At 63.2% G+C, this 23224-nt stretch carries 19 protein-coding genes; 15 read left to right on the top strand and 4 right to left on the bottom strand.

What is annotated here, in order from left to right; translation table 11 throughout:
* Positions 1–57: 57 nt before the first annotated feature.
* Positions 58–1770: an aldehyde dehydrogenase family protein gene (locus tag NL532_RS12815; RefSeq protein ID WP_286488122.1), complete on the top strand. Its 1713-nt coding sequence runs from the start codon at positions 58–60 to the stop codon at positions 1768–1770.
* Positions 1771–1819: 49 nt separating this feature from the next.
* Entirely contained in the window at positions 1820–3472 is a 1653-nt protein-coding gene (locus NL532_RS12820; protein ID WP_023754426.1) for an FAD-binding dehydrogenase, read from the top strand.
* A 239-nt stretch (positions 3473–3711) separates the two neighbouring features.
* Here the strand turns inward: NL532_RS12820 and dgoD are convergent, their stop codons facing one another.
* Positions 3712–4860, bottom strand: coding sequence for a galactonate dehydratase (dgoD, locus tag NL532_RS12825; protein WP_023754425.1), 1149 nt, complete (start codon positions 4858–4860; stop codon positions 3712–3714).
* A gap of 8 nt (positions 4861–4868) precedes the next feature.
* Positions 4869–5558: a FadR/GntR family transcriptional regulator gene (locus NL532_RS12830; protein ID WP_245259915.1), complete on the bottom strand. Its 690-nt coding sequence runs from the start codon at positions 5556–5558 to the stop codon at positions 4869–4871.
* Between the two features lie 245 nt (positions 5559–5803).
* Between NL532_RS12830 and NL532_RS12835 the strand changes: the two genes are divergently transcribed.
* From NL532_RS12835 to NL532_RS12850, 4 genes are all read left to right on the top strand, one after another.
* Positions 5804–6793, top strand: coding sequence for an arabinose ABC transporter substrate-binding protein (locus tag NL532_RS12835; protein WP_023829173.1), 990 nt, complete (start codon positions 5804–5806; stop codon positions 6791–6793).
* 70 nt (positions 6794–6863) lie between these two features.
* Positions 6864–8375, top strand: coding sequence for an L-arabinose ABC transporter ATP-binding protein AraG (gene araG / locus NL532_RS12840; protein ID WP_023712137.1), 1512 nt, complete (start codon positions 6864–6866; stop codon positions 8373–8375).
* 11 nt (positions 8376–8386) lie between these two features.
* Entirely contained in the window at positions 8387–9337 is a 951-nt protein-coding gene (araH, locus tag NL532_RS12845) for an L-arabinose ABC transporter permease AraH (RefSeq protein WP_023687901.1), read from the top strand.
* Positions 9338–9362: 25 nt separating this feature from the next.
* The gene (locus NL532_RS12850; RefSeq protein WP_023829174.1) at positions 9363–10142 is read left to right on the top strand and encodes an SDR family oxidoreductase; all 780 of its coding nucleotides are present in this window, start codon (positions 9363–9365) and stop codon (positions 10140–10142) included.
* 62 nt (positions 10143–10204) lie between these two features.
* On the opposite strand, the gene NL532_RS12855 is transcribed toward NL532_RS12850, so the two are convergent.
* Complete coding sequence (locus NL532_RS12855; RefSeq protein ID WP_023685300.1) at positions 10205–11152, bottom strand: GlxA family transcriptional regulator; 948 nt, start codon at positions 11150–11152, stop codon at positions 10205–10207.
* An 86-nt stretch (positions 11153–11238) separates the two neighbouring features.
* Here NL532_RS12855 and NL532_RS12860 point away from each other — a divergent pair, with 86 nt between their 5' ends.
* The 7 genes from NL532_RS12860 to NL532_RS12890 all read left to right on the top strand — a co-directional run bounded on the left by NL532_RS12860 (position 11239) and on the right by NL532_RS12890 (position 18409).
* Complete coding sequence (locus NL532_RS12860) at positions 11239–11946, top strand: DJ-1/PfpI family protein (RefSeq protein ID WP_023691357.1); 708 nt, start codon at positions 11239–11241, stop codon at positions 11944–11946.
* 121 nt (positions 11947–12067) lie between these two features.
* Entirely contained in the window at positions 12068–12802 is a 735-nt protein-coding gene (locus tag NL532_RS12865) for a FadR/GntR family transcriptional regulator (RefSeq protein WP_023691356.1), read from the top strand.
* Positions 12799–13995, top strand: a complete 1197-nt coding sequence (locus NL532_RS12870; RefSeq protein WP_023691355.1) for a PLP-dependent transferase — start codon at positions 12799–12801, stop codon at positions 13993–13995. Before NL532_RS12865 ends, NL532_RS12870 begins: the two co-directional genes overlap by 4 nt.
* A 25-nt stretch (positions 13996–14020) precedes the next feature.
* Entirely contained in the window at positions 14021–15298 is a 1278-nt protein-coding gene (locus NL532_RS12875) for an ABC transporter substrate-binding protein (RefSeq protein ID WP_023687906.1), read from the top strand.
* 268 nt (positions 15299–15566) lie between these two features.
* A complete protein-coding gene (locus tag NL532_RS12880) occupies positions 15567–16490 on the top strand; it encodes a carbohydrate ABC transporter permease (RefSeq protein WP_023829175.1) in 924 nt (307 codons plus the stop codon).
* Positions 16490–17338, top strand: a complete 849-nt coding sequence (locus tag NL532_RS12885; RefSeq protein ID WP_023687908.1) for a carbohydrate ABC transporter permease — start codon at positions 16490–16492, stop codon at positions 17336–17338. The genes NL532_RS12880 and NL532_RS12885 overlap by 1 nt, the downstream gene beginning before the upstream one ends.
* A 3-nt stretch (positions 17339–17341) precedes the next feature.
* On the top strand, positions 17342–18409 hold the full coding sequence (locus NL532_RS12890) for an ABC transporter ATP-binding protein (protein WP_023687909.1): 1068 nt from the start codon (positions 17342–17344) through the stop codon (positions 18407–18409).
* A gap of 2 nt (positions 18410–18411) precedes the next feature.
* Here NL532_RS12890 and NL532_RS12895 read toward each other — a convergent pair whose 3' ends face one another.
* A complete protein-coding gene (locus tag NL532_RS12895) occupies positions 18412–19254 on the bottom strand; it encodes an AraC family ligand binding domain-containing protein (protein WP_081725414.1) in 843 nt (280 codons plus the stop codon).
* Between the two features lie 246 nt (positions 19255–19500).
* Here NL532_RS12895 and NL532_RS12900 point away from each other — a divergent pair, with 246 nt between their 5' ends.
* Both NL532_RS12900 and NL532_RS12905 read left to right on the top strand, forming a co-directional pair.
* Complete coding sequence (locus NL532_RS12900; RefSeq protein WP_023687911.1) at positions 19501–20967, top strand: alpha-glucosidase/alpha-galactosidase; 1467 nt, start codon at positions 19501–19503, stop codon at positions 20965–20967.
* 98 nt (positions 20968–21065) lie between these two features.
* Complete coding sequence (locus tag NL532_RS12905) at positions 21066–23177, top strand: ABC transporter substrate-binding protein (RefSeq protein ID WP_023725460.1); 2112 nt, start codon at positions 21066–21068, stop codon at positions 23175–23177.
* Positions 23178–23224 lie beyond the last annotated feature (47 nt).

A 23224-nucleotide genomic window follows, 5' to 3' on the forward strand; every position in this document is an offset into this window, starting at 1 on the left:
AGCGGTTTTCCCACAGGAATTGCGTCAAACAAAGAGATCGAAGTGGAGGAGGATAGGATGGTTGCCAAGGCAGTCAAAACCCAGCCCGTGCAGCCTGAATGGGCAGCCGAACTCGACCTCGCGCTCACCGATCTCGACGCCAGGAAGGACGACTGGGCGCAGACCTCGAATGGCGAGCGGATCGCCTTGCTGCGGCAGGTCAAGGATCACATCCGCGAGGTCGCCGAGGCGTGGGTCAAAACCGCGACGCGCAAGAAGGGCATCCCGACCGGCTCGCCGCTGGAAGGTGAGGAATGGCTGGCTGGCCCGGCGGCGCTGATGGATGGCTGCAACCAGTTCATCCACACGCTCAGCCTGATGGAGGGCAAGAAGTTCCTCGACAGACTGCCGGTCCGCACCTTGCCTAGCGGACAGGTGGCGGTGACGGTGGTTCCGAATTCGCTTTGGGACAAGGTGCTGTTCACCGGGCTGAAGGCAGAGATCTGGATGCAGCCCGGCGTGACCAAGGCGAACCTCGCCGCAAACACCGCATCGGCCTATGACGCGCCGCGCACCAGCCGCAAGGGCAAGATCGGGCTCGTGCTCGGCGCCGGCAACGTCGCCTCGATCGCGCCGCTCGACTGCCTGCACAAGCTGCTCGTCGAACATCAGGTCGTCCTGCTCAAGATGAACCCGGTCAATGATTACCTCGTTGATTTCCTGCGGCCGGCGCTGCGGCCGCTGATCGAATTCGGTGCGCTGCGCATCGTGCGCGGCAGCGCCGATGTCGGTGCGTATCTGTGCAACCACGATCTCGTCGACGACATCCACATCACCGGTGCCGCGGCCTCGCATGACGCGATCGTCTGGGGGCCTGGCGAGGAGGGCCGCAAGAACAAGGCGGCGGGCAAGCCGCGCAACAGCCGGCGTATCACCTCTGAGCTTGGCGGCGTGGCGCCGACCATCGTGGTGCCCGGCCCATGGTCGAATGCCGACATCGCCTACCATGCCGAACTGATCGCCACACAGAAGCTCAACAATTCCGGTTTCAACTGTATCGCCTGCCAAATGCTCGTGTTGCCCGAAGGCTGGGACAAATCCGACGCGCTTCTGGCGGCCCTCGAAAAGGTGATGCAGAAAGCCCCGTCGCGCCCGGCCTATTATCCCGGCGCGACCGAGTGCCTCGCCGCCTTCGAGGCGCATGCCGACAGCGTACAGAAATTCGAGCGGCCCGGCGGGCCGGCCTGCGTGGTGGTGCCGTTCCGGCCGGGCACGGATACCTATCTCGAAAATGCCGAGGTGTTCGCGCCGGCGCTCAGCGTCATGCGGCTGCCGGCGGGCAATGCGGAATCCTATCTGCGCGCCGCTGTCGCCTACGCCAATGAAAAGCTGCACGGCACGCTTGCCGCCAACATCCTCATCCATCCCAGGACGATCGCCGAGATCGGCCGGCAGCGCTTCGAGGAAATCATTGCCGAACTGCGCTATGGCGGCATCGGCATCAATTCCTGGAGCGGCGTTCTGTTCGCGCTGCTGCGCCCGACCTGGGGTGCTTTCCCTGGCCACACGCTCGACGACGTGCAGAGCGGCATCGGCGTCGTCCACAACACCTATTTGTTCGACAGACCGGAACGCAGCGTGCTCGAAGCGCCGTTCCGCATCATGCCGAAGCCGGCCTGGTTCCTGACCCACAAAAGGGCACACATGGTCGGCCGCCTGATCACCGAGTTCAACTACCAGCCGAGCCTCCTGAAGCTGCCGCGCATCATCTGGAACGCGCTGCGCGGCTAGCAACGAGCATCCGATCTCGAAAACAAAAGCCGGCACAGGAGCTACGACAATGGCTGACGCGGACGCAATCATCGTTGGCGGCGGGCTGGCCGGCCTGGCCGCAGCCGCGGAACTCGGCGATGCCGGCAAGCGCGTGATCATCGTCGAGCAAGAGGGTGGCGGTTTTCTCGGCGGCCAGGCATTCTGGTCGCTCGGCGGCCTGTTTTTGGTCAACACGCCCGAGCAGCGCCGCCTGCGCATCAAGGACAGCCGCGACCTCGCCTGGCAGGATTGGCTGGGTTCTGCCCAGTTCGACCGGCCCGAGGACCATTGGCCAAGGAAAGTGGCGGAAGCCTATGTCGATTTCGCCGCCGGCGAGATGCGGCCGTGGCTCTACGCCATGGGCATGCGCTGGTGGCCGGTGGTCGGCTGGGCCGAGCGCGGCGGCGCGCTGGCCAATGGCCACGGCAATTCAGTGCCGCGCTTCCACCTGACATGGGGCACTGGGCCGGGCGTGGTCGCGCCGTTCGAAAGGCGCGTGCGCGAGCACGTCGCCAAAGGGCTGATCACTTTGAAATTCCGTCATCAGGTCAGCCGGCTGATCAAGACCAACGGCGCGGTCACCGGCGTCGCGGGCGAAATCCTGGAGGCATCCGATGTCGAGCGCGGCAAGCAGTCGAGCCGCACGGCCGTCGGCGATTTCGACCTTTCGGCCGGTGTCGTGATCGTCACCTCCGGCGGCATCGGCGGCAATCATGAGTTGGTTCGCAAGGTCTGGCCGGTCGGGCGGCTGGGGCCAGCGCCGAAGCGTATGGTTGCCGGCGTGCCGCACCATGTGGACGGCCGCATGGTGGCGATCACCCAGGACGCCGGCGGGGGCGTCATCAACGCCGACCGCATGTGGCACTATGTCGAGGGGATCAAGAACTGGAATCCGATCTGGCCGAACCACGGCATCCGCATCCTGTCGGCGCCGTCGCCGCTATGGTTCGATGCTCTGGGACAACGCATGGAGGCGCCGTTCTTCCCGAGCTTCGATTCGCTCGGCACCTTGAAGCGTATCCTGTCGACGGGACACGATTATTCCTGGTTCGTGCTGAGCAAGACGATCGCTTCGAAGGAGTTCGTGCTGTCGGGTTCGGAGCAAAACCTAGACTTTACGGCCAAGGATTGGCGGGCCGTGCTGAAGAACCGGCGCGGCGGCAAGGCGCCACCATCGGTGGCAGCGTTCCTGGAAAAGGGCGAGGACTTCGTCGTCCGCGACAACCTGGCCGACCTGGTCACCGGCATGAACGCGCTGTCAGGCGACAATCTGCTCGACTACGACCGGCTCAAGGCGCAGATCGTGGCGCGAGATCGCGAGGTCGAGCATGCCTATACCAAGGATGCGCAGGTCACAGCCGTCCGCGGCGCCCGCAACTACATTGGCGACAAGATCTTCCGGGTGACCAAGCCGCACAAGATACTCGATCCCAGGCACGGGCCGCTGATCGCGGTGCGCCTCAACATCCTGACTCGCAAAACGCTTGGCGGCCTGCACACCAATCTCAATTCGCAGGTTCTCGACGGCAATGGCGAACCCATTGCCGGGCTCTATGCGGCAGGCGAGGTGGCCGGCGGCGGTGGCGGCGGCTATCACGGCTACAATGCGCTGGAAGGGACATTTCTCGGCAGCTGCATCTTCTCCGGCAGGAACGCAGGCCGGCACGCCGCGGGCAGGTGACGCGGCTGGCGGGCCAAGAAAAGGTCGATGAGAACAGGACATCCGCCATGTTCCATGGATAGCGACTGCTTTCGATCGCTTGCGGCAACCCAGGCGGTCAGCGAGTTGCGGCTTGCCGGCGCCGACGGCTCCCATGCGCTGGTGCTCGGCGCTGCGGCCCATCAGAGGCCTGCGTTACGCTGGCGCCACCGCGAAATTGAGCTTGAGGTCCTGAAGGCCTGGCCGCAAGGTCGGCCGGGCTACCACTCGGCGAAGGAGCCGTCCTTGTGACGCCAGACCGGGTTGCGCCAGCGGTGGCCTTCCTTGGCCCTTTCCTTGACGTAGTCCTCGTCGATTTCGACGCCGAGGCCGGGACCACCGGGGATTGCGACATAGCCATCCTCGTAGCGAAAGACGTCCTTGTTGGCGGCATAATCGAGCAAATCGTTTGCGGCGTTGTAGTGGATGCCGAGGCTCTGTTCCTGGATGAAGCAGTTGTAGCTGACGGCATCGAGCTGCAGGCAGGCGGCGAGCGCGATCGGGCCGAGCGGGCAGTGCGGCGCGACCGCAATATCATAAGCCTCGGCCATCGCCGCGATCTTGCGGCATTCGGTGATGCCCCCGGCATGCGACAGGTCCGGCTGGATGATGTCGACGGCGCATTGTTCGAACACCGACTTGAAATCCCAGCGGCTGTAAAGCCGCTCGCCGAGCGCGATCGGCGTCGAGCCCAGCGCTGCGATCTCCTTCAGCGCCTCGCGATTTTCGCTGAGCACCGGCTCCTCGATGAACATCAGCCGGTAGGGTTCGAGCTCCTTGACCAGCATGCGCGCCATCGGCCGATGCACGCGGCCGTGGAAATCGACGGCGATGCCAATGTTGGACCCAACGGCCTCGCGCACCATGGCGACGCGTTCGACAGCCGCATCTATTCTGTCATGGCTGTCGACGATCTGCAGTTCCTCGGTGCCATTCATCTTCAGCGCTTGAAAACCGCGCGCCACCACTTCCCTGGCGCCATCAGCCACTTCCGCCGGCCGGTCGCCGCCGATCCAGGAATAGACCTTGATGCTGTCGCGCAGCTTGCCGCCGAGCAGTTCGTGGACAGGCACGCCGAGCGCCTTGCCTTTGATGTCCCACAGCGCCTGGTCGATGCCGGCAATGGCGCTCATCAGGATCGGCCCGCCGCGGTAGAAGCCGCCGCGATGCATCACCGTCCAATGGTCCTCGATCAGGCGCGGGTCCTTGCCGATCAGATAATCGCCAAGTTCCTTGACCGCTGCCTCGACCGTCAGCGCACGGCCTTCGACCACAGGCTCGCCCCAGCCGGTAACGCCGGCATCAGTCTCGATCTTCAGGAACAGCCAGCGCGGCGGGACAATGTAAGTGGTGAGCGAGATGATTTTCATGCGAGGTCTCAGTTGTTCTTGAGTTTCTTGGCGCTGACCAGGTCGCGCGCTGCAAGGTCGAGGATCCGGCCTGCCGCCGCACGCGCCGCCGCGGCATCGCGCATGCGCAGTGCCTCCACCACCTCACGGTGCGCCGCCACTGCTTCCATGCGCCGGGCGAGCGAAATGGTCGCCGTTGCTTCAAGCGAGAATTTCAGCCCGGTGTCGATCAGATTGCCGATCTGGCGGAAGATCGGGTTGTGGCTCGCGGCATAGACGATCTGGTGGAAGGTGATGTCCGAGCGCGAGAAGGCGGCGAGATCCTCGCCGGCATTGGCCATGCCGCGCCAGGCGGCTTCGAGATCGGCGATCTCCTGCAGCGTCGCACGAGTCGCCGCCAGTTCAGCTACCAGAGGTTCGATGGCGCGGCGCGTTTCGAGGATGGCGTCGAACAATTTGTCGTCCAGCGCATGCGGCGCGTGCCAGGCCAGCACCTGCGGGTCGATGATGTTCCAGTTGTCCTGTTCACATACAACCGTGCCGATGCGCGGTCGCGACAGCACCAGCCCCTTGGCGGCCAGCACCTTCAGCGCCTCGCGGATGACGGTGCGGCTGACGCCATATTCGACGCCGAGTTCGTTTTCGGTCGGCAGGGACGAGCCGGCGGGATAGCGTCCGGAAAAGATGTCTGAGGCAAGCGCCTTGGTCACATCGGGCATGACGCGCGGGCGGCGGGTGTCGCCTGATGCCTTCTTCGAAGTTTCGGTCACCTCAGCCCTCCTCCAAGGCGGCGAAACCACTGATCTCGCGTCCCCGGCCTTACCGGATGCGGATGATTTGCGCCAGCGATCCCTGGTCAGAGCATGTAGCCCAATTATCATACCAGATCAATTGACGAGTATGATAAAAACAATTAGAGACTCTGCATCCGGGCTGAGCGCCCGGCCATCGCTGGGAGGTAATCATGCGACTTCTGAAGACCGCGCTCGTCGCGGGCGCCCTTGCCGTGCTGTCCGTCACGACCATCGCAGCATATGCTCAGGACACCAAGATAGGTTTTATCGTCAAACAGCCCGAGGAGCCGTGGTTCCAGGACGAATGGAAGTTCGCCGACCAGGCCGCCAAGGAGAAGGGTTTTACCCTGGTCAAGATCGGCGCCGAGGACGGTGAGAAGCTGATGTCGGCGATCGACAATCTCGGCGCGCAGGGCGCGCAAGGCTTCATCGTCTGCACGCCTGATGTTAAGCTCGGCCCCGGCATCGTCGCCAAGGCCGCCGCCAACAATCTCAAGCTGATGACGGTTGATGACCGTCTGGTCGGCGCAGACGGGAAGGCGCTGGAAGACGTGCCGCATATGGGCATTTCGGCGACCAAGATCGGCGAGGCCGTCGGCCAGGCGATCGTCGACGAAATGAAGGCGCGCGGCTGGAAGGCCGACGAGGTCGGCGCCATCCGCGTCTCCTATGATCAGTTGCCGACCGCCGTCGACCGGGTCGAAGGCGCCATTTCGGTGCTGAAGGCCAACGGCTTCAAGGCCAAAAACATCTTTGACGCGCCGCAGGCCAAGACCGATACCGAGGCTGCGCTCAATGCGGCGACGGTGGTACTCAACGCCCATGCCGACATCAAGAAGTGGGTCTCCTTCGGCCTCAACGACGAAGCCGTTCTCGGCGCCGTGCGCGCTTCCGAAAGCGTCGGCATCCCGGCCGAAAACGTGATCGGCGTCGGCATTGGCGGCGCGGATTCGGCGATCAACGAGTTCAAGAAGCCGACCGCCACCGGCTTCGTCGGCACGGTGATCATCTCGCCGAAGCGTCACGGCTACGAGACTGCGCTCAACATGTATGACTGGGTCGCCAACAACAAGGAACCCGAGAAGCTCATCCTGACCGCCGGTGCGCTGGCCAAGCGCGACGACTACCAGACGGTCCGCAAGGGTCTCGGCATCGAATAATCCTCCCTGTACAAACAGGCGGCGGCTCACAGTCGCCGCCTGTTTGGCATGGCAAAAGGATAGGCGCCCCATGTCCTTTCTCGACTTCTCGGAAATCACCAAGACCTATCCGGGCGTCAAGGCGCTGTCGGACGTCTCGTTCGGCGTCGACAAGGGCGCCGTGCACGGCCTGATGGGCGAGAACGGCGCCGGCAAATCCACGCTGATCAAGATCCTGTCCGGCGACCAGCATGCCGATGACGGCGAGATCCTCATCGACGGCAAGATGCAAGCCTATGCAACGACGCGAGATGCCTTCGACAATGGCGTCATCGTCATCCACCAGGAACTGCAGCTGGTTCCCGAGCTCACTGTTGCCGAAAACCTCAGCCTCGGCCGCTTCCCCGCCAACGCCGGCATCATCGCCCGTGCCAGGATGCTGGACGATGTTGGCGCCAAGCTGAAATCAGCCGGCATCGACATCGATATCAGCCGCAAGGTCAAGACGCTGTCGATCGGCGAGCGCCAGATGGTCGAGATCGCCAAGGCGATCATGCTCGACGCGCGCGTCATCGCTCTGGACGAGCCGACCTCGTCATTGTCGTCGCGCGAAAGCGAAATCCTGTTTGCCCTGATCGACCGCCTGCGCGGCGAGGGCAAGGTCATCATCTATGTCTCGCACCGGCTGGACGAAGTGTTCCGCCTCTGCGACAGCCTGACCGTGCTGCGCGACGGCAAGCTCGCGGCGCACCATGCGTCGCTGAAAAACGTCACACGCGACCAGGTCGTCGCCGAAATGGTCGGCCGCGAAATCTCCGATATCTGGGGGTTTCGCCCACGCCCGGCCGGCGATGTCCGGCTGAAGGTCGACGCTGTTTGCGGAGTAAAACTGACGACGCCCGCCAGCTTCGAGGCGAGGGCGGGCGAGATCGTCGGCTTCTTCGGCCTGATCGGCGCGGGGCGCTCGGAACTGATGCGGCTGGTGTTCGGCGCCGACCCGCGCTCAGGTGGCACCATTACCGTTGATGGCAAGGTCGTGCATGCCACCGATCCGCATGACGCGATCCGCGCCGGGATCGTTTTGTGCTCGGAAGACCGCAAGCATGACGGCATCATCCAGGGCCGCTCGATCGAGGAGAACATCAACATCTCGTCGCGGCGTCATCACACACGCTTCGGAATCCTGAACCGCGCTAGCGAGATCGCCACCGCCGAGACCTTCATTAAGAAGCTCAAGGTGCGCACGCCGTCGCGCAAGCAGGACATCATCAACCTCTCCGGTGGCAACCAGCAGAAGGTCATTCTCGGCCGCTGGCTGTCGGAGCAGGGCGTGCGCGTGCTTATCGTCGACGAGCCGACACGCGGTATCGATGTCGGCGCCAAAGCGGAAATCTACGAACTGCTCTACCAGCTTGCCGAAGACGGCATGGCGATCGTCGTCGTCTCGTCCGAACTGCCGGAAGTGATGGGCATTTGCGACCGCATCCTGGTGATGTGCGGCGGGCGCATCAGCGCCGAACTCGCGCGCGACCAGTTCGCCGAAAAAGCGATCCTGGCCGCCGCTCTTCCCGATCAGAAAACCCCCGACGCGATCGCATCCTGAGGATCTTTGCCATGACCGATCAGTTGAAGAAGATCCTGCTCGGCGAACAGGGCCTCGTCGTCATCTTCATCGTCGCCTTCGTGCTGGTGTCGCTGCTGGTGCCGAACTTCCTCACCGACCGCAACATGCTCGGCCTGCTGCAGTCGGTGGTCACCGTCGGCATTGTCGCCTGCACGATGATGTTCTGCCTTGCCGCGCGTGACTTCGACCTCTCGGTCGGCTCCATCGTCGCCTTTGCTGGCATGGTCGCGGTAATGGCGTCGAACTATACCGGTTCGATCCTGCTCGGGCTTCTCGCGGCAATCGCCTGCGGCGCCTTCGTCGGCTTCATCAATGGCGTCGTCATCGCCAAATTCCGCATCAACGCGCTGATCACGACGCTTGCCACCATGCAGATCGTGCGCGGCCTTGCGCTGATCGCATCCGATGGCCGCGCCGTCGGCATCAACAGCCCGGATTTCTACCAACTGGCGCTATCCAAGCTGTTCGGCATTCCGACGCCGGTCTGGGTCCTGGCCGTGCTGTTCTGCATCTTCGGTTTTGTCCTCAATCGTACCGTCTTCGGCAAGAACACGCTGGCCATCGGCGGCAACCCGGAGGCCTCGCGCCTGGCGGGCGTCAATGTCGACTGGACGCGCATCTGGATCTTTGCTCTGCAAGGCGTGGTCTGTGGCATCGCCGGCATCCTTTTGGCCTCGCGCATCACGTCGGGCCAGCCCAATGCGGCGGTCGGGCTTGAACTCTCGGTCATCTCGGCCTGCGTGCTCGGCGGCGTCTCGCTTGCCGGCGGCCGCGCCACCATGTCGGGCGTCATCGTCGGCGTGCTGATCATGGGCATTGCCGAAAACGCCATGAACCTGCTCAACATCCCAGCCTTCTACCAGTACATTGTGCGCGGCGTGATCCTGCTGCTTGCCGTTTTGCTCGACAATCTGCGTTCGTCGGCACTGGGCCGGCGCTGATCCGTCTTCCAGTGGAGTGACAGCCATGGCTGAGCGCCTGTCCGGCAAACGCATCTTCCTCACCGGCGCCGCGCAAGGCATCGGGGTTGCCATCGCCGAGGCCTGCCTGGCCGAAGGGGCAAAGCTGTTCCTGGTCGATCGCGACGGCGCGCTGCTGGACAAAACGGTCGCCGGCCTTGCCGCACCGCGGGGCCATGTCGGACATACCGCAGCCGACATCAGCGACGGGGCCGCGATTGCCGCTGCCGTCAGCCGGGCGACCGACGCGATCGGGCCGATCAACTCGCTGATCAACAATGCGGGGATGAATGTGTTCTCGACGCCGCTCGAGGCGACCGAGGAGGAGTGGAACCGCAATTTCGACGTCAACGTCAAGGGCGCCTGGAACTGCGCCAAGGCGGTGCTGCCAGGAATGATCGCAAATGGCGGTGGCGCGATCCTCAACATCGCCTCGACGCACAGCTTCACCATCATCCCTCATACCTTCCCTTATCCCGTGGCCAAGCACGCGCTGCTTGGGCTGACCAAATCGCTGGCGCTGGAATATGCCGGGCAGGGCGTGCGCGTGAACGCGCTGGCGCCCGGTTATGTCGAGACGCAGAAGGCGACCGACTATTGGAACAGTTTTGCCGATCCGGTTGCGGCGCGCGCCAGGACGCTGGCGCTGCATCCCGGCGGCCGCATCGCCTCGGCGCGCGAGATCGCGCTGGCCGCTGTGTTCATGATTTCTGAGGAGTGCCCGTTCATGAACGCGGCGACCCTCGTCGTCGATGGCGGGCTCAGCCAGCTACAGCATCCCGCCTGAACGCTAGAGAGGCTCTATTTCTACCGCATCGACCGCCGGCCTAATGGAGCAAGCAGTCGCGATCAGAAACGCTCGCGATAGGCGCGCGGATTGGTGCCCAGCACGCGCAGAAAGCCGCGCCGCATGGTTTCTTCCGAGCCGAAACCGCAGCGGCGGGCCGTCTGGTTGACGGGCTGGCCCCGCTCCAGCATCCGCCGCGCCGCCTCGATCCGGATCTCCTCGATCGCGCGGGCAGGTGTCCGGCCGGTGGCCTCGCGATAGCGCCGCGAGAAGCTGCGCGGGCTCATATTGGCGTGGTCGGCCAACTGCGTGAGCGACAGGTCACCGGCCAGATTTTCGAGGATCCAGCCATGCAGCCGGTCGAAGCGCCCGTCGCCTTGCTGCAGCTTGAGGGTCTGGCTGAATTGCGCCTGGCCACCGGGACGTTTCAGGAAGACCACCAACTCGCGCGCCACGCCGAGCGCCGTGTGCCTGCCAAGGTCGGCCTCGACGAGGGAGAGGGCGAGATCGATCCCCGCCGTTACGCCGGCGGATGTCCAGACATTGCCGTCGCGGATGAAGATCGGATCGGGTTCGAGCCGGACCGCGGGAAAGCGCCGGGCGAACTCCGCGCAGCGTCCCCAATGGGTCACCGCGCGGCGGCCGTCGAGCAGGCCAGCCGTCGCCAGCAGCATGGCGCCGCTGCAGACGGAAGCGGTTCGGGTGGCATCGCGCGAGCGACCGGCGATCCACTGGACCAGCACGGGATCGTCGCAGGCCGCGTTGACGCCCCATCCTCCGGGGACAAGCAGCGTGTCGATCTTACCTCCGTGGGTTGGCAGCACTGCTGCCTCCAGCACGAGACCGGCCGATGTCCGGATGCGCGGTGAGGCGGCGACGACCACGACCTCGTAAGGAGCCGGTTCGCCGGCCTGCCTTTTGAAATCATTGGCGCTGGCAAAGACCTGCAGCGGTCCGCTGACGTCGAGGAGCTGGATGTCGGGATAGGCAAGTACTTCGATACGGCGCATTGGTTTGGCCCGAAGCGAGGGATGAATGGCAATCGTGCCAAACCATGATGCCGTAGATTGCCGGAAGTCAACCCACGGAGATTTCCATGCCCCTTCGTTTCGGCATCCTCGTATTCCCCGACGTCCAACAACTCGACCTCACCGGCCCATACGAAGTCCTGGCATCGGCCAAGGATGCCGAGGTGGAACTGATCTGGAAGGATCGCAACCCGGTGACGTCATCGACGCGCCTCTCGCTGACGCCAACCGCGACCTTTGACGATTGCCGGCCCCTCGACGTGCTGTGCATTCCTGGCGGGGGCGGGGTCAACGCGCTGCTGGAGGACCAGACAGTCCTCGATTTCGTGTGGGAGCGCGCGGGGCAGGTGCGCTACATCACCTCCGTTTGCAGCGGTGCCCTGGTGCTTGGGGCGGCCGGACTGCTGAGGGGCAAGCGCGCGACCACGCACTGGTATGCGCATGATTTCCTTGAGGAGTTCGGAGCGATCCCGGTCGACGAGCGTATCGTCGAAGACGGCAAGCTCATCACCGCCGGCGGCGTCACTTCGGGGATCGACTTCGGCCTGGCGCTGGTTGCGAGGCTGCTTGGACAGGAGGAGGCCGAGATCGTGCAGCTCTCGCTCGAATACGCCCCGGCTCCTCCCTTTCGGTCCGGCACGCCCGCCGAGGCGTCGCCTGCGGTGCTGGCGCAGGCAAAAAAGCGCCTCTCTGGTTCGAGGCGGGTTCGCGAGGCAATCTTCGCTCGCTGGCGCGAGGCTCGCGCCGCCGCTGCGCCGGCGCGCATCCACGGCTGAAGCAGCAAGGCCGAAGGTGCATCCCCTGGCCCTTCGGCCTTGCTGCGTTTCCACTGTTGACAGGTCCCTTCGTCTGTGCAGAAATTGGTTGGACCATTGAACCACTTCGGTAATAGCCCCGGTGACCCAATTCAGCCTTCCGCCGATCCAGACGACGGCCCGCGACGACGCGGTGCTGAAGGCGTTGGCCGGCTTCGTCATGCGCGAGAAGCTGGAACCCGGTGAGAGGCTGCCGACCGAACGCATCCTCGCTGAGCGTCTGAAGGTCAGCCGCAATACGGTGCGCGAGGCGCTGACGCGCTGGGAAGGGCTTGGCCTGGTCGAGCGCCGGCAGGGCTCGGGCACCTATCTCAAGGCCGCCGTCTCGCTCGACATGCTGCACATGCCGCTGACGCTTGCCGGCGGCAATGATTTCACCGGCCTGATGCGCACGCTGGAAATCCGCCGCGCGCTGGAAGCGGAAGCCGCCGCCCTTTGCGCCATTCGTGCCGACAGGGACGACCTCGCCGAGATCGAGCGCAAGCTCGACATCATGGAGGAAGAGTTTCTCAGCCGCGCCGGCATGTCGTCGGAAGAGGACTGGGAATTCCATCAGGCGATCTACCGCGCCTGCGGCAATCCGCTGTTCGAGCAGATTATCGCCGCCATGCACGAACTGTTCCACCGCTTCTGGGAACATCCGCTCGGCGTGCGCGATTTCGGCCACGCAAGCTTTCCCTACCACCGCACCATGTTCGACTGCATCGCCGCGCACGATCCGGAAGGCGCCCGGGCCGAAGCGCTGAAACTGATCGCCACGGTCGAGGACGATTTGAAGCGCGGCGCCGCCAACCTCAAACTTTCGGTCCGCACATGAACGAGCACAGCTTCGACCCAGGCATTTCCGGCAGCGACTATCTCGCCGAGGCGGCGACGCTTCTGGCGCATGACGACCCGTTCCCTGGCAATGCGGTGGTGCCGCCGATCTACCAGACCTCGCTGTTCACCTTCGCCAGCTATGCCGACATGGCCGACACCTTTGCCGGGCGCAGGAAGCAGCCGATCTATTCGCGCGGCGACAACCCGACGGTGATGGAATTCGAGTCACGCGTCGCAGCGCTCGAAGGTGCGGAAGCCGCGCGCGGATTCTCCAGCGGCATGGCGGCGATCAGCGCGACATTGCTTGCCTTTGTCGGCGCCGGCGAGCGCATCGTTGCGGTGCGCAACTGCTATGGTGACGCCTACCGACTGTTCGAGCGGTTGTTCCCGCGCCTGCACATCAAGGTAGACTATGTCGACGGCTCCGATCCGGATGCGGTGGCCGCGGCTCTTCCCGGCGCCAAACTGCTCTACCTGGAAAGCCCGACCTCGATGACGTTCGAGCTGCAGGATCTCGAACATCTGACGCGGCTGGCGAAAGAGCAGGGCATCGTCACCACCATCGACAATTCCTGGGCGACGCCGGTGTTCCAGAAGCCGATCCTGCACGGCGTCGATCTGGTGCTGCATTCCGCCTCGAAATATCTCGGCGGTCACAGCGACACCGTCGCCGGCGTGGTGGCCGGCTCGGCCGCTCACATCAAGCATATCAACGACCAGACCTATTCGCAGCTCGGCGCAAAGCTGTCGCCCTTCGAGGGCTGGCTGCTGTTGCGCGGCCTGCGCACGCTGCCGCTGAGACTGCCGCATCACATGAAGAGTGGGCTCATCATCGCCGAGCGCTTGAAGGCGCATGACAAGGTCGAGCGGGTCAATCATCCCGCCTATTCCAACCATCCCGGCAAGAAGACGCTTGCCGGCTATGCCGGGCTGTTCTCCTTCGAGGTGACGGAGGATGTCGACATTCCCGCTTTCGTCGATGCGCTGAAATTTTTCCGCATCGGCGTCAGCTGGGGCGGTCATGAAAGCCTGGTCGTGCCGGCAAAGGCCTCGCTCGAGCAGACACCGGGTCTCAATTCGATGGCGCGCTTCGGCGTCAGCCCCCGAACCATCCGCTTCAATGTCGGATTGGAAAGCGTCGAAGACCTCTGGGCCGACATCGGCCAGGCCTTCGACAAAGCAAAAAAATGACTGGGTTCAAATGGGAGTTCTGAACATGAAACGACTGAGCATCATGCTTGCCACCGCTGCCGGCCTGGCGATGTCCGCCAGCGGCGCGCTGGCCGATACCACCCTCAAGCTGGTCGAGGTCATCACCAGCCCGCAGCGCACCGAATTCCTGAAGAAGCAGATCGCCGAGTTCGAGGCCGCCAATGCCGGCGTCAAGGTCGAGGTGGTCTCGCTGCCCTGGGGGCAGGCTTTCGAGAAATTCCTCACCATGGTGCAGGCCGGCGATACGCCCGACATCGTCGAGATGCCGGAGCGCTGGATGGGCCTGTACGCCACCAACGGCCAGCTCGAGGATCTCGGCCCTTACATGGCCAAATGGGACGACGCCAAGACGCTGGGCGACCGCGCCAAGCAATTCGGCTCGACCGTCAACAACACCCAGTTCATGATCCCGTACGGCTACTATGTGAATGCGCTGTTCTGGAACAAGAAGTTGTTCAAGGAGGCCGGTCTCGACGGCCCGCCGGCGACACTCGACGACTTCATCGCCGACTCCAAGAAGATCTCCGCCATTCCAGGCAAGTACGGCTATTGCCTGCGCGGTGGGCCGGGCGCCTTCAACGGCATGCACATGTTCATGAACATCGCCGCTGGCAAGGGCGGCTACTTCAACGAGGACGGCACCTCGACCATCAACGAGGAGGGCTCGGTCAAGGGCCTGCAGATGCTGGCCGACATGTACAAGGACGGGCTGGCGCCCAAGGATGCGGTGAGCTGGGGCTTTAACGAGACCGTCACCGGCTTCTATTCCGGCACCTGCGCCATGCTCAACCAGGATCCGGATGCGCTGATCGGCATTGCCGACAAGATGAGTGCCGACGATTTTGCAGTGGCGCCGCTGCCTGTGGGGCCAAGCGGCAAATCCTATCCGACGCTGGGCTATGCCGGCTGGGCGATGTTCGCCAACTCGCAGCACAAGGACGATGCCTGGAAGCTGATGGCGACGCTGTTGTCGCCCAAGGACAATCTCGAATGGGCCAAGGAAGTCGGCGTCGTGCCGATCCACAATGGCGCCGACCAGGATGCCCACTTCAAGACCGAGCAGTTCAAAGGCTGGTTCACCGAACTCAGCGACGCTTCCAAATATGAAATGGTGACGCCGCCGACACATCTGGAGAACCTCGGCAATTTCGTCGACCAGGTGGCGATCAAGAATTTCCAGGAAGTGCTGCTCGGCCAGAAGTCGGCCAAGGACGTTGCCGATCAATGGGCCGCGTTCCTGACCAAGGAACAGCAGGACTGGCTGGCCAAGAACAAGAAGTAGTTCTTCCACCTTCTCCCCGTTTACGGGGAGAAGGTGGCCCGAATGCATGTCGCCCAAAAGTGCGTAGCGGTTTTGGGACAACGACATGCACAGACAGGCCCGGATGAGGGGCAGCTCGAGCACCCCAAGGCTGGCGCCGCCCCTCATCTGCCTGCCCGTCCTCCGCAGCAGCTGTGCTGCAGCTACGGAGGGTGGACCGGCATCTGTTCCCCAATGAACGGCGACGCTTGTTGCCAATCCGCTCCTCCAGGAGACGATCCAGAAGCCAATGACCTACGCCGTACCCGAAATACGATCCGCAGGCCGACCGCGAAAGAAGCGGCTGACGCATGCAGCAATCGAGCCCTGGCTTTATCTCAGCCCGGCGATCGTTCTGCTGGGCGTGGTGCTGCTGGTGCCGCTGATCATCGGCATCAGCTATTCGTTCCGGAAGTTCTCCGCCTTCAAATCCGAATATGTCGGCCTCGGCCAGTATCAGGCGATGCTGACCGACCAGGTGCTGGGGCAGGCGCTGGTCAACACGCTCTGGTGGACCGTCGCCAGCCTGTTCTTCCAGTTCTTCCTCGGCCTGGGTCTGGCGTTGCTGCTCGACAAACCGTTTGTCGGGCGCAAGTTCGTGCAGGCGGTGGTGTTCCTGCCCTGGGCGGTGCCATCTTTCCTGTCGGGCCTGACCTGGGCGTGGCTGTTCAATCCGATCATCGGACCACTGCCGCATTGGCTCTTCACGCTCGGGCTGAAGGCCGAGCCGACCAATGTGCTGTCCGATCCGGCCACCGCCATGTGGGGGCCGATCATCGCCAACATCTGGTTCGGCATTCCGTTCTTCGCCATCACGCTGCTGGCGGCGCTGAAGTCGATCCCGTCGGAACTGCATGAGGCGGCCGCAATCGACGGCGCTTCGCCTTGGCAGCGCTTCACCAAGGTGACGCTGCCGTTCCTGGCGCCGACCATCGTCATCACCGTCATGCTGCGTACGATCTGGATCGCGACCTTCGCCGATCTGATCTTCGTCATGACCGAGGGCGGGCCGGCAGGCTCGACCAGCACGGTGCCGGTCTACATCTATGTCAGTGCCTTCAAGTCGCTGGACAAGGGCTATGCCTCCGCGGTGGCGGTGCTGCTCTTGATCTTGCTGATCGCCTATGCGATCGCGCTGATCGCCATCCGCCGCTTGCTGGTGAGGCACGTCTGATGATTGCCGGACGCTCCACCTCCTCGCGCATCTTCAGCGGCATCGGCCTCTACGCGGCGATTGCCGCCTATATGATCTTTGCGCTGTTTCCGATCTTCTGGACGCTGAAGATTTCGGTAACGCCGGAGCGGCTGCTCTATTCCGAGGGCATCACGCTGTGGCCGTCGCAGACCTCCTTCCGCAACTTCATCACTGTCCTGGAAGCCTCTGACTTCCCCCGCTATTTCCTCAACAGCGTTATCGTCTCGGTGTCGACGGCGGCCCTGGTGACAGTCATCGCCACGCTCGCCGGCTACGCCATGTCGCGCTTCACCTTTCGCGGCAAGGCAACGCTGGCGATCATGCTTTTGCTGACGCAAACCTTCCCGCTGGTGATGGTCATTCCGCCGATCTACCGCGTCATGGGCGAGCTTGGCCTGACCAACAGTCTGGTTGGTCTGATCATCATCTACACCGCCTTCAACACCGCCTTCGCCACCTTTCTAATGCAGTCCTTCTTCGACGGCATTCCGAAGGATCTGGAGGAAGCGGCGATGATCGACGGCTGCACGCGGGCGCAGGCGATGCGCAAGGTGATCGTGCCGCTGACCTTGCCCGGCATGGGCGCCACGCTCGGCTTCGTCTTCACCGCCGCCTGGAGCGAATTGCTGTTCGCGCTGATGCTGATCTCCAGCGACGACCAGAAGACCTTTGCCGTCGGCCTGCTCACCTATATCGGCAAGTTCGCCGTGGACTGGGGGCAGATGATGGCGGCGTCGATCCTGGCGCTGATCCCGGTCTGCATCTTCTTCGCCTTCCTGCAACGCTATCTCGTCACCGGCCTCACCGCCGGCGCGGTCAAAGGATAATCGATGGCTTCCGTCACGCTGCAAAACGTCGAGAAGGATTACGGTTCGCTGCGCATCCTGCACGGCGTCGACCTCGAGATCGCCGATGGCGAGTTCGTCGTGCTGGTCGGCCCGTCCGGCTGCGGCAAGTCGACCCTTTTGCGCATGATTGCCGGGCTGGAGGAGGTGTCGGGCGGCGAGATCCATATCGGCGATCGGCTGGTCAACGATGTCGCGCCGAAGGACCGCGATATTGCCATGGTGTTCCAGTCCTACGCGCTCTATCCGCACATGGATGTGTCGTCGAATATGGGTTTCAGCCTGCTTTTGAAGAAGGCGGAGAAGACGACGATCGACGGCAGGGTAGGGGCGGCGGCCAAGCGCCTCGGCCTCGACAGTTTCCTCGGCCGTCTGCCCAGGCAACTGTCCGGCGGCCAGCGCCAGCGCGTCGCCATGGGCCGCGCCATCGTGCGCGATCCCAAAGTGTTTCTGTTCGACGAGCCGCTCAGCAATCTCGACGCCAAATTGCGCGTGCATATGCGCGCCGAGATCAAGGCGCTGCACCAGCAGCTCAAGACCACATCGGTCTATGTCACCCACGACCAGATCGAAGCCATGACCATGGCCGACCGCATCGTCGTCATGCATGACGGTTACGTCCAGCAGGTCGGCCATCCGCTCGAACTCTACGATCGGCCGATCAACACCTTCGTCGCCGGCTTCATCGGCTCGCCCGGCATGAACTTCTTTCCGGCGACAGTGGCCAAGGGCGGCAAGGTGGACGCGGTGCTGGCCGACGGCCAGAAGCTGCGGTTGCCTGATGGCTTGCCGTTGAAGGATGGCGATGTGCTTACTGTCGGGCTACGGCCGGAGCACATCCAGCTTGCCGACGATGGTCCGCTCAGGGCAGAGGTCGAGGTGGTCGAGCCGCTCGGCCTGTCGACGCAGTTCTATGTCCGGCTCGCCAACCAGCTGGTTTGTGTCTTCGTCATGGGACGCAGCACTATCCGGCCTGGCGATAAGGTGCGGCTGTCTGCCGATCCGGCGGCGCTGCATCTGTTCGATCCCGCAAGTGGCAACCGCATCGGGTAATCCTATCGAAGGCTGCCCAGGCTGGCATACATGCCGGTGGTGCGGAACTGCGTCGGGTTGATGCCGTAGAGCCGGCGGAAGACTTTCGAGAAATAGTTGGCGTCCTCGAAGCCGCACAGGATGGCGACCTCCTTGACCGGCAGGAAATCGGCTTTGGTTAGCAGCTTCGCCGCCCGCTGCAGCCGCTGCTGCAGCACGAACTCGGCCGGCGGAACGCCTTCGCTCTCGGCGAAGCAGCGCGAGAAATGGGCGCGGCTGAGGCCGCTGATCTGGACGAGCTCGGCCACGGGCAAGGGCTTGTCGAGATTGGCGTTGATATGATCGATGACCGGCTGCATGACGCTCTGTTTCTCAGTGAAGGCGTGCGAGCCGAAGACATCGTCGTAAAGCGCCATCGCCGCCTCATAGGCGATTGCCGAAGCAGCGCCAGGCGAAGCGCCGCCCTTGATCAAGCGCAGGCTGCAATCGGCGAGATGATCGATCGTCTCCGGCTGCAGCCGAAACACCGGGCCGGAGACGCTGAGTATGGATTTGTGGACGCGCAGCGCCTCCTCGCCATTCATCGAGATCCAGAAATATTCCCAGCGGTCGCCCTTCTCCAGCCAGTAGCGATGGTTGTGTGGCACCAGCACCAGCAGCGTGTCGTTGGCCTGCAGGCGGTAGTTGCGGTTCTCGTAGCGCAGCTGGCCGGTGCCGCTGATCGTGTGCTGCAGCACGGTGAACGGTGTCTGGCCGCGCTTGCGCCCATCCCAGTCATAGGTCACGCCCTCGCGTACTTCATAGCCGGTGCTGGTTGGCATGGCATGCAGGCGCTGGCGGCCGCGCGGCAGCGAGATGGTGCGCATCAACTGTCCGTTGGCGATCAGATCATGCAGCACAAAATTACCCTCGAAAGCATAATCGTTCTCTGGCCGCGCCCTGGAATAACGGCATAATCCAAATCCTGAGAACGCGAAAGACCCGCGGTCGAGGAGCGGGCGGGGAGGAGAACGAGCCGGAATTCCGGCTCGAATGGCATGCGCGCCGAGGCGAGCCGCCATTCCCTTTCCTGTTGCTCCTTACCCGGCATTCGAATGCATCGAGGTGAGGTGATGAGTTTCAAAATCGCTATTATCGGCGCCGGCAGCGTGGGCTTCACCAAGAAGCTGTTCACCGATATTTTGTGCGTCCCGGAATTCAGCGACATCGAATTCGCGCTGACCGATCTCAGCGAACACAATCTGCAAATGATCAAGGCGATCCTCGACCGCATCGTCGAGGCCAACAAGCTGCCGACCAGGGTGACGGCGACGACCGACCGCCGCAAGGCGCTGGAAGGCGCGCGCTACGTCATCAGCTGCGTGCGGGTGGGCGGGCTCGAAGCCTATGCCGACGATATCCGCATTCCCTTGAAATACGGCATCGACCAGTGCGTCGGTGACACGATTTGCGCCGGGGGCATCCTCTACGGCCAGCGCAACATCCCGGTCATCCTCGACTTCTGCAAGGATATATTGGAGGTCGCCGAGCCAGGCGCCAAATTCCTCAACTATGCCAACCCGATGGCGATGAACACCTGGGCGGCGATCGAATATGGCAAGGTCGATACGGTCGGCCTCTGCCACGGTGTCCAGCACGGCGCCGAACAGATCGCCGAAGTGCTCGGCGCCAAGTCGCACAGCGAACTCGATTATGTCTGCTCCGGTATCAACCACCAAACCTGGTTCATCGATTTGCGGCTCAACGGCCGCAAGATCGGCAAGGACGAACTGGTGGCTGCCTTCGAGGCGCATCCGGTCTATTCGCAGCAGGAAAAGCTGCGCATCGACGTGCTGAAGCGCTTCGGCGTCTACTCCACCGAAAGCAACGGTCATCTCTCCGAATATCTGCCCTGGTATCGCAAGCGGCCGGACGAAATCACCCGCTGGATCGACATGTCCGATTGGATCCATGGCGAGACCGGCGGCTATCTTCGCTACTCCACGGAAACCCGCAACTGGTTCGAGACGGAATATCCGCAATTCCTCGAAGCGGCGTCGAAGCCGCTCGACGTATCGAAGCGCTCGAACGAGCATGCCAGCCATATTCTCGAAGCGCTGGAGACGAACCGCGTCTATCGCGGCCACTTCAACGTCAAGAACACCGGCATCATCACCAATCTGCCGCAGGACGCGATCATCGAATCGCCCGGTTTCGTCGATCGCTTCGGCATCAACATGGCGTCAGGCATCACGCTGCCGGAAGCCTGCGCGGCCACCTGCATGGCTTCGATCAACGTTCAGCGGATGTCGGTGCATGCGGCTGTTACGGGCGACATTGACCTGCTCAAGCTCGCGGTGCTGCACGATCCGCTGGTGGGTGCGGTGTCGACGCCGGAAGAGGTCTGGCAGATGGTCGACGAGATGGTCGTCGCCCAGGCGCGTTGGCTACCGCAATACGCCGATGCCGTGCCGGCCGCCAAGGAGCGGCTTTCGAAATCGATGGTGAAAACCCGCGACTGGGCGGGTGCGGCGCGGCGCAAAGTGCGCTCGATCGAGGAACTGCGCGCCGAAAAAACGGCCCTGAAACAGGCCGGCTGAGAATGCTGGCAGGCGGACAGCGGGAGGCCGGTTCGCCAATCAGCCGTCATGAATAGATGCGAGCAGCAGCAGACGTCGAAACATCTGGGAGGAACACAATGAGGAACTTTCGTGGAATTGGCATTCTCGCCGGGCGAAGAATTGGCATTCTCGCCGGGCTGGCGCTGAGCGTCTCGGCATTGGCGCTTGGCAGTGCATACGCGTCCGAGCCGACCACGCCGCCGGCGCCGGCGGCGTTTCCCGCCGAGGGCAAAATCAAATACGTCGCCCGCGATTCCATCCTGGAGTTCAAGGCGCTGCCCGAATATCACGAGCCCGAGTGGGTCACCGAGAAATACGTCAAGACTGGCAAGCTGCCGCCGGTCAAGGATCGCCTGCCGAAGGAGCCGCTGGTGTTCAAGACCGGCAACATGCCGGACGGCATCGGCGTTTATGGCGACACCATGCGCCACGTCATTGGCGGCCGGCCGGAAGGCTGGAATTATGGCGCCGGCCAGACCCAAGGATGGGGCGGCATCGACATCGGCCTTTCGGAATGCCTGACGCGCACCGCGCCTTTGTTCCAGGTCGAGGCCAAGGACACCGAGCCGCTGCCCAACCTCGCCAGGAGCTGGGACTGGTCGAAGGATGGCCACACGCTGACCATGCACCTGGTCGAAGGCGCCAAATGGTCTGACGGCGTTGCCTTCAATGCCGACGATGTCATGTTCTACTGGGACGATGAGGTCGTCGACCCCAATGTCTCGCCGTTGAACGGCGCCACAGCGGAAACCTTCGGTGTCGGCACGACGCTGAAGAAGGTCGACGACTACACCGTCGAGTGGACCTTCAAGGACGCTTTCCCCAAACAGTATCTCTACGCCATGGCCTACGGCACCTTCTGCCCCGGCCCGGCGCATATCCTGAAGCCGCAGCATCCGAAGTACTCGAAGAATACCTACGAGCAGTTCAAGAACGCGTTCCCGCCGGAATATATGAACATTCCGGTGATGGGTGCCTGGGTGCCGGTGGAGTATAGGCCCGACGACATCATCGTCTTGCGCCGCAATCCCTACTACTGGAAGGTCGACGAGAAGGGCAACCAGCTGCCCTATCTCAACGAACTGCACTACAAGCTGTCGACCTGGGCCGACCGCGACGTGCAGGCGGTGGCAGGGGCCGCCGACTTCTCCAACCTCGAGCAGCCGGAGAATTTCGTCGCTTCGCTGAAGCGAGCGGCGGACAAGGACGCGCCGGCCCGGCTCGCCTTTGGCCCGCGCCTGATCGGCTACAATCTGCGCATGAACTTTTCCGCCAATGGCTGGGGCAATCCCGACGAACGCGGCCAGGCGATCCGCGAGCTCAATCGCAATGAGGACTTCCGCAAGGGCATCACCATGGCGCTCGACCGCAAGGCGCTCGGCGACTCGCTGGTCAAGGGGCCGTTCACCGCCATCTACCCCGGTGGCTTTTCCTCGGGCACCAGCTTCTATGACCGCAACTCGACCGTCTACTATCCCTTCGACATCGAGGGCGCCAAGGCGGAACTGGCCAAGGCTGGTCTCAAGGATACGGATGGCGACGGCTTCGTGAACTTCCCGGCCGGGACCGCCGGCGGCAAGAATGTCGAGATCGTGATGCTGGTCAACAATGACTACGGCACAGACAAGAGCCTCGCCGAAGGCGTCGTCGGCCAGATGGAAAAGCTTGGCATCAGGGTCGTGCTCAACGGCCTCAACGGCACCCAGCGTGATGCCTCGCAATATTCCGGCCGCTTCGACTGGCTGATCAGGCGCAACGAGCAGGAGCTGACTTCCGTCGTGCAGAATACCGTGCAACTCGCGCCCGTCGGACCCAAGACCAGCTGGGATCACCGCGCGCCCGAAAGCGGCGTGGTCGACCTGATGCCGTTCGAAAAGGAGCTTGTCGACATCGTCAACAAGTTCGTCTCCTCGTCAGACAATGACGAGCGCGCCAGCCTGATGAAGACGTTCCAGAAGATCTCGACGGAGCATGTCTACAATATAGGACTGACCGAATATCCCGGCGCCCTGATCATCAACAAGCGCTTCTCCAACATCCCGCAGGGAACGCCGATCTTCATGTTCAACTGGGCCGAGGATTCGATCGTGCGCGAACGCGTCTTCGTCGCCGCCGACAAGCAGCAGAAATACGAACTCTTTCCCGACCAGCTTCCCGGCAAGCCCGGCGACAAGGGTCCGACGAACTGAGTTTCCTCCCCTGGCTGACGCCCGGCCGCGCTGCGCGCGCGGCCGGG

The sequence above is a fragment of the Mesorhizobium sp. C120A genome (assembly GCF_030323105.1).
Classification (GTDB): domain Bacteria; phylum Pseudomonadota; class Alphaproteobacteria; order Rhizobiales; family Rhizobiaceae; genus Mesorhizobium.

What these genes read in the sequence shown, in the direction of transcription:
- NL532_RS12895 (WP_081725414.1), bottom strand. Translation starts at nt 19,254, where the DNA reads ATGCGCACCATCTCGCTGCCGCGCGGCCGCCAGCGCCTGCATGCCATG.
- NL532_RS12900 (WP_023687911.1), top strand. Translation starts at nt 19,501, where the DNA reads ATGAGTTTCAAAATCGCTATTATCGGCGCCGGCAGCGTGGGCTTCACC.
- NL532_RS12875 (WP_023687906.1), top strand. Translation starts at nt 14,021, where the DNA reads ATGAAACGACTGAGCATCATGCTTGCCACCGCTGCCGGCCTGGCGATG.
- araG (WP_023712137.1), top strand. Translation starts at nt 6,864, where the DNA reads ATGTCCTTTCTCGACTTCTCGGAAATCACCAAGACCTATCCGGGCGTC.
- NL532_RS12855 (WP_023685300.1), bottom strand. Translation starts at nt 11,152, where the DNA reads ATGCGCCGTATCGAAGTACTTGCCTATCCCGACATCCAGCTCCTCGAC.
- NL532_RS12850 (WP_023829174.1), top strand. Translation starts at nt 9,363, where the DNA reads ATGGCTGAGCGCCTGTCCGGCAAACGCATCTTCCTCACCGGCGCCGCG.
- NL532_RS12880 (WP_023829175.1), top strand. Translation starts at nt 15,567, where the DNA reads ATGACCTACGCCGTACCCGAAATACGATCCGCAGGCCGACCGCGAAAG.
- araH (WP_023687901.1), top strand. Translation starts at nt 8,387, where the DNA reads ATGACCGATCAGTTGAAGAAGATCCTGCTCGGCGAACAGGGCCTCGTC.
- NL532_RS12815 (WP_286488122.1), top strand. Translation starts at nt 58, where the DNA reads ATGGTTGCCAAGGCAGTCAAAACCCAGCCCGTGCAGCCTGAATGGGCA.
- NL532_RS12870 (WP_023691355.1), top strand. Translation starts at nt 12,799, where the DNA reads ATGAACGAGCACAGCTTCGACCCAGGCATTTCCGGCAGCGACTATCTC.
- NL532_RS12860 (WP_023691357.1), top strand. Translation starts at nt 11,239, where the DNA reads ATGCCCCTTCGTTTCGGCATCCTCGTATTCCCCGACGTCCAACAACTC.
- NL532_RS12830 (WP_245259915.1), bottom strand. Translation starts at nt 5,558, where the DNA reads ATGCCCGATGTGACCAAGGCGCTTGCCTCAGACATCTTTTCCGGACGC.
- NL532_RS12885 (WP_023687908.1), top strand. Translation starts at nt 16,490, where the DNA reads ATGATTGCCGGACGCTCCACCTCCTCGCGCATCTTCAGCGGCATCGGC.
- NL532_RS12835 (WP_023829173.1), top strand. Translation starts at nt 5,804, where the DNA reads ATGCGACTTCTGAAGACCGCGCTCGTCGCGGGCGCCCTTGCCGTGCTG.
- NL532_RS12905 (WP_023725460.1), top strand. Translation starts at nt 21,066, where the DNA reads ATGAGGAACTTTCGTGGAATTGGCATTCTCGCCGGGCGAAGAATTGGC.
- dgoD (WP_023754425.1), bottom strand. Translation starts at nt 4,860, where the DNA reads ATGAAAATCATCTCGCTCACCACTTACATTGTCCCGCCGCGCTGGCTG.
- NL532_RS12820 (WP_023754426.1), top strand. Translation starts at nt 1,820, where the DNA reads ATGGCTGACGCGGACGCAATCATCGTTGGCGGCGGGCTGGCCGGCCTG.
- NL532_RS12890 (WP_023687909.1), top strand. Translation starts at nt 17,342, where the DNA reads ATGGCTTCCGTCACGCTGCAAAACGTCGAGAAGGATTACGGTTCGCTG.